Origin of the sequence: Aerococcus sp. UBA6277 (genome assembly GCF_002440555.1) — a bacterium.
GTDB lineage: Bacteria > Bacillota > Bacilli > Lactobacillales > Aerococcaceae > Aerococcus.
In genome coordinates, this window is sequence record NZ_DJUR01000013.1 from 24,610 (window position 1) to 30,927 (window position 6,318).

The following is a 6,318-nucleotide window of genomic DNA, read 5'->3' on the forward strand; positions in this document are numbered from 1 at the left end:
ATGTCAACATTTTTTGATTATGCCAAGATCTGGGTGAAAGCAGGTAAGGGTGGCGACGGTATGGTTGCCTTTTTACGAGAAAAATATCGTCCAGATGGAGGTCCAGCTGGTGGAGATGGTGGTCGCGGAGGCGACATCATCTTCAAAGTTGATGAAGGGTTAAGAACCTTGATGGACTTCCGATACAACCGTCACTTTAAGGCGAAACCAGGTGAAAATGGGATGCCAAAAGGTATGTACGGTCGTGGTGCAGAGGATATGTATGTCGCTGTACCCCCTGGAACTGTTGTCAAAAATTTTGACACTGGTCAAATTATTGGTGATTTAGTGGAAAACGGTGAAGAGCTCATCGTGGCACATGGTGGTCGTGGAGGCCGTGGGAACATGAAATTTGCGACTCACAACAACCCGGCACCAGAAATCGCTGAAAATGGGGAACCAGGTGAAGAAATTACCCTACAATTAGAATTGAAATTAATCGCGGATGCCGGATTAGTTGGTTTCCCATCAGTTGGTAAATCAACCTTATTATCTGTTGTCACAGCGGCTACACCTAAAATTGGTGATTACCACTTTACGACGATTACACCAAATTTAGGTGTGGTAAATACTCGTTCGAATGAATCTTTTGTATTAGCCGATTTACCTGGTTTAATTGAAGGAGCTGCTGACGGTATTGGTTTAGGGTTCCAATTCTTACGCCACGTTGAGCGTACCAAGGTGATTTTACATGTAATTGATATGGGTGGTTTTGAAAATCGTGACCCATTTGATGACTATGTAGCCATCAATAAAGAATTGCATAATTATGATGATAATTTGATGTCTAGACCAACGATTATCGTTGCCAATAAAATGGATATTCCTGAAGCTGAATTATATATTGAAGAATTCAAGGATAAACTTGCAAGTTATTTTGCAGAAAACTATCCAGACTTGAAATTGCCAGAAATTTTTCCAATTTCAGCTTATACTAGAGAAGGCTTAGATCCTTTAATGGACCACACAGCTGAATTGATCCGTTTAGAAGAAGCGCGCATTGCTGAAGAAGGTAAACAAGCGTCTACTGAAACAGTGGTTTATGAAATTCCTGAAGACGAAGAGCCACCATTCTATGTGGGTCGTGAATCTGATGGTACCTTCTACCTATACGGTGACAAGATTGAGAAAACATTTAAGATGGCGAACTTGGAATATGATGAGTCGGCATTACGATTTGCTCGTCAGTTGAAGAATATGGGGGTTGATAAAGCCTTGGCTGCACGTGGTGCAAAACAAGGGGATATTATCCGTATTTTAGACTATGAGTTTGAATTCCAAGAATAGCAGGTGCGACAAAAATCGTCTAGAATTGACAGGCTGGACCAAAAGCCGAAAAATTACTCTAGAAGTAACTGGCGTATTTTGGGAAGCATCGGATCATTCTGACTTTCAGCGCCCGATATCATGAGGATTGTTGGTGGGGAGGGGACACTTTAGCCTTAAACCCATCGAAAGACGAGCGCACATTGAACAGGGAGACTTGGATTTAATGTGCGCTCTTGATTTTTTTTACGAATATATAAAATAGAAATGAGCGAAAAAAAGTGGAGATAACTTTTTTGGGAACAGGTGCTGGCGTTCCGAGTAGGAGTCGTAATGTGACAAGCATCATGTTAAAACTATTAGACGAAAGTAATGAAATGTGGATGTTTGATTGTGGGGAAGCAACCCAACATCAGATTATGAAAACCACATTGAAACCGCGTAAAGTCACTAAAATTTTTATCACGCATTTACATGGAGACCACATTTTTGGCTTGCCAGGTTTTTTATCTTCAAGAAGCCATCAAGGCGGAGAATCTCCGGTGACCATTTATGGACCTAAAGGGATTAAAGCTTATATTGAAAACTTTCTTCAAGTTACCCGTACGTCCTTAGGCTATGATCTAATTATTCAGGAGTTAGCCGATGAAGGCATGGTCTTTCAAAATGATCAATACCAGGTCCACTATAAGACTTTAGACCACGCTGTTCAGTCTTATGGCTTTAGAGTCATTGAGGCAGACCAGGTAGGGGAATTGTTGATAGATAAGGCAAGGGAAGCGGGCGTACCAAATGGGCCTTTACTAGGACAATTAAAAAAAGGTAAGACGATTACTTTAGAAGACGGTACCCATTTAGATGGCCGTGACTTTATTGGACCTGATAAAAAGGGCCACATTGTCACCATTTTAGGTGATACCCGTTATAACAAAAATGCGGTAGCTCTTGCTAAAGATGCGGACGTTTTAGTGCATGAAGCGACCTTTGCTGCTGGTGAGGAACGAATGGCACGTAATTACTACCATTCAACCGCTAAACAAGCAGGTCAGGTGGCTAAGGAAGCCAATGTCAAACAGTTATTACTCACCCATATTTCAGCTAGATATGTAGGAAAAGCGTCACAGCAACTAGAGGCAGATGCCAAGAAAGTGTTTACCAACAGCCAAATTGTAAAGGATTTTGATTCAATCAGTCTCGGATAAGAAGCCACATTTATAGGAGTGATGAAAATGTCTCAAACATACACAGTCATTACAGGTGCATCTTCAGGAATCGGTCAAGCTTTTGCTTACAAAATGGCCAGCGAAGGTAGAAATATCATCATCAACGGTCGAAACAAAAAACGGTTAAACGAAACGAAGAAACAGGCGAAAGCAATAGGTGCTGGACAAGTTTTAGCTTATACAGCCGACTTAGTGACAGGTGACGAAGCCGAGAAATTCGCCCAATACTGCTTTGATAAAGGTCAGATTGAAAATTTTGTCCATTGTTTAGGTTTTGGTGATTTTTCAGCAATTAGTGACCAAGATTATACACAAATCGCTAAACTGACCCATACTAATTTGTTATTGACTATGTTCCTTTCAAAACGCTTTGCAGCCGGAATGTTAGACCAAGATACTGAAGCAAATAACATCACCTTAATTGCGTCAGTTGCTGGTTTAATTCAAACCCCTAAATCAGCGGTTTATGCAGCCAGTAAGGCAGGTGTTCATGCCTTTGCCAATGGTTTAAGACAAGACTTGTGGTCAACCAAGATTAAAGTGACTTGTATCTTACCTGGTCCAGTTGACACAGCTTTCTTTGATATTGCGGATAAAGATGGGTCATACTTTGAAAATGTCCAATCCTTTGCGACCACACCAGAAATTGTAGCTGATAAAATGGCAATCGCGATTGAACGTGGCCAGTTTGAGCTAGTGGTGCCATTTTACTATGACATTATGAACCGTCTAATGAGATTGGCACCAAGCCTAGCTTATCGTTTGATTCATATGGCCTATGAAAAAGGCCAATTTAGAGACTAATTTTCTACGAAACTTAGAAATGAGGACAAATTTTGTTGCAATCAGTTTATGAATGGATAGAACCTGAATACTTAAGCAATGCGGATGATACAGCTGTAACTTTTATACAGCAAGTAGCTGAAGACCTATCCTTACCAAAGATGGTCGTACAGGTCATTTATGATAAAGGCTACCAGACAGCTGAAGCTATCCAGACTTTTATCGCTAAAGAGCCCGTATTTCATGATCCATTCTTATTAAAAGATATGGAAAAGGCCGTTTCAAGACTACAGCAAGCGGTTGAAGATTATGAAGAGATTTTAATCTATGGGGATTATGACGCAGATGGCATTACTTCAACGACGATTTTGTATGAAACACTAGAAATGCTTGGGGCTAATGTATCCTTTTATTTACCTAACCGGTTTGAAGATGGATATGGGCCAAACAAGGATGTCTATGCTTATTACATCAAGAAAGGGACGCAACTGATCCTGACTTGTGATAACGGGGTAGCAGGACACGAAGCCGTAGCTTATGCTAAAGACCAAGGTGTTGACGTGATTATTACAGACCACCATGAAATTGGAGACAGCTTGCCTGATGCTTATGCTATTGTTCATCCACGCCATCCAGAAGGCCAATATCCTTTTGGTGATTTAGCAGGTGCTGGTGTCGCCTTGAAATTGGCCACAGCCTTACTTGGTGAAACGCCAAGTGATTTACTGGATGTTGCTGCTATTGGTACCGTTGCTGACTTGGTTTCCTTAACTGACGAAAACCGGGTCATTGTGGCGTCTGGATTAGACCAAATGAAGCATACCGAGCGGTTAGGCTTACAGATGTTTTTTGAAAAAGAAAGCATCCAGCCAGACCAAATCGATGAACAAACGATTGGTTTTATCTTGGGACCAAGGTTAAATGCCTTAGGTCGTTTGGGCGATCCGACCCCTGGTGTACGGTTCTTAACCTCTTTTGATGACCAAGAAGTTGGTGAATTGGTCGAATTACTAGACTCAGAAAATAATGCGCGCAAAGCCATCGTTGATAAAATGGTGACGGAAGCTGAAGTCTTAGTTGGCGGTGAAGGTGAATTACCGCAAATGATTATCTTGGGTCAAGAAGGTTGGCATGAAGGAGTCCTTGGAATTGTAGCCAGTCGTTTGGTTGAAAAATACCATCGGCCAACTATTCTATTAAGTAAGAATACTGAAAAGGGTACTTTTAAAGGGTCGGGTCGTTCAATAGAGGGAATTGACCTTTTCCAAGTATTACAAGCCGGGAAAGTTTACGCTGATAAATTTGGTGGTCATGAAATGGCTGCTGGAATGACCGTAGCTATTGACCAGTTTGATGCTTGGAAAACAGCATTATTAGACCGTATAGCTGAATTTGAAGCCGTATTTAACCAAAAAACACCATTGAAAATTGACGGGATTATCGGGATTACAGATATTACTCTTGAGAATATCAAGGCGCTTGATCCGATTAAACCCTTTGGAACGGATAATAGACAGCCCTTATTTTTAATGAAAGACGTCCAATTGTCACAAATCCAGTTGATAGGAAAAGACAAGAATACTTTGAAATTGACAGTGGCAGATGCAGACGCAGGCATAAAGACAAGCATGATTGCTTTTAAATCTGGCGCATTAGCCAAACAACTGGTCGCAAATGATCCAATTGATGTGGTGGTCACCTTATCCGTCAATGCATGGAACGGGAACCAGTCACCCCAAGCGCAAATCAAGGATATTCGCCAGGCGAGTAAAAGCATTTTTGACTTGCGAAATATGCGTGAGCGTAATCAAATTATGTCTATTGAAAATGCCACTTACGTCTTTGAAAATGCGCCATTTTTCAGGGCTTATAAAGACGAAATTCCTTTCACAAGTGAGGCTATTATGACTAGTGAAATTGATCAGGTCCTTGAAAAAGGTTCGGCACTTGCTAGTAAGGAAAGCTTAGTTATTTTTGATATTCCAAAGGATTTAACGGCTATTAAAGACTTGATAAACCAGGCGGCAATTGATAATATTTATATCTATGCTTATTCTGCGGTCAATGCTTACATGGTTGGAAAACCAACCCGGAAAGAATTCGGTCAATTATATAAATACTTACAAGGCCACGGAACTGTGCCGCTGGCGGGTAAGGAACAGGCCCTGGCAGACTTCTTCAAAATTTCCAAAATCAAACTTGATTTAATGGTGAAAGTCTTAGAAGAAGTGGAATTGGTTAGATGGCATAATACTGATTTAGTGACCTTACCGGTAAATGAAAAGGTAGACTTATTGGCTACTCAAACAATGGCCGATTGGGAAACCCAAATCAATAATGAACGACTTTTACGGTATAATGATATAACAACGATTAAAGATTTTTTCTATTCAGGAGGAAAATAATGGATTTTAAACAATATGTTGCAGACGTACAGGACTTCCCAGAGAAAGATATTTTATTTAGAGATATCACGCCCTTGATGGGGAATGGCCCAGCCTTCCACGAAGCAATTGATGAAATCGTGGAATTTGCACGTGAGAAAGATGTAGATGTGGTTGTTGGACCAGAAGCCCGCGGATTTATCGTTGGTTGTCCAGTTGCTTATGCATTAAATATTGGCTTCGTTCCTGCGCGTAAAAAAGGTAAATTGCCTCGTGAAATCGAGTCAATCGATTACGGTTTGGAGTACGGTCAGTCAACCCTACAAATCCATAAAGATGCGATTAAACCAGGCGATAAAGTCTTAATTGCAGATGACTTATTGGCAACTGGTGGTACCATCGAAGCTTGTGTGTCATTAATTGAAAAATTAGGTGGCGAAGTTGTTGGTGCAGCCTTCTTAGTAGAATTAGATGAATTCAAAGCGAGAGAAAAAATCGCTGGTACTGACGTTTTCTCATTAATGCACTACTAATATTAATAAGTTATATAAGAGAAACAAGACCAGGTCAGACCCTTTCAGGGCGCGACTTGATCTTGTTTTTTGGTTCTATAATAAATAGTG

At 40.7% G+C, this 6,318-nt stretch carries 5 protein-coding genes; all 5 read left to right on the forward strand.

The window, feature by feature from the left end:
• The 5 genes from obgE to B2V22_RS02365 all read left to right on the forward strand — a co-directional run bounded on the left by obgE (position 1) and on the right by B2V22_RS02365 (position 6,228).
• Entirely contained in the window at positions 1-1,326 is a 1,326-nt protein-coding gene (gene obgE / locus B2V22_RS02345) for a GTPase ObgE (protein WP_290490241.1), read from the forward strand.
• Positions 1,327-1,586: 260 nt separating this feature from the next.
• Complete coding sequence (rnz, locus tag B2V22_RS02350; RefSeq protein ID WP_290490243.1) at positions 1,587-2,507, forward strand: ribonuclease Z; 921 nt, start codon at positions 1,587-1,589, stop codon at positions 2,505-2,507.
• A 27-nt stretch (positions 2,508-2,534) separates the two neighbouring features.
• Positions 2,535-3,332, forward strand: a complete 798-nt coding sequence (locus B2V22_RS02355) for an SDR family NAD(P)-dependent oxidoreductase (protein ID WP_290490245.1) — start codon at positions 2,535-2,537, stop codon at positions 3,330-3,332.
• A gap of 32 nt (positions 3,333-3,364) precedes the next feature.
• Positions 3,365-5,716 (forward strand): single-stranded-DNA-specific exonuclease RecJ, encoded by a 2,352-nt coding sequence (gene recJ, locus B2V22_RS02360; protein ID WP_290490247.1) that lies wholly within the window; start codon positions 3,365-3,367, stop codon positions 5,714-5,716.
• A complete protein-coding gene (locus B2V22_RS02365) occupies positions 5,716-6,228 on the forward strand; it encodes an adenine phosphoribosyltransferase (protein ID WP_290490249.1) in 513 nt (170 codons plus the stop codon). The genes recJ and B2V22_RS02365 overlap by 1 nt, the downstream gene beginning before the upstream one ends.
• Positions 6,229-6,318: the final 90 nt, after the last annotated feature.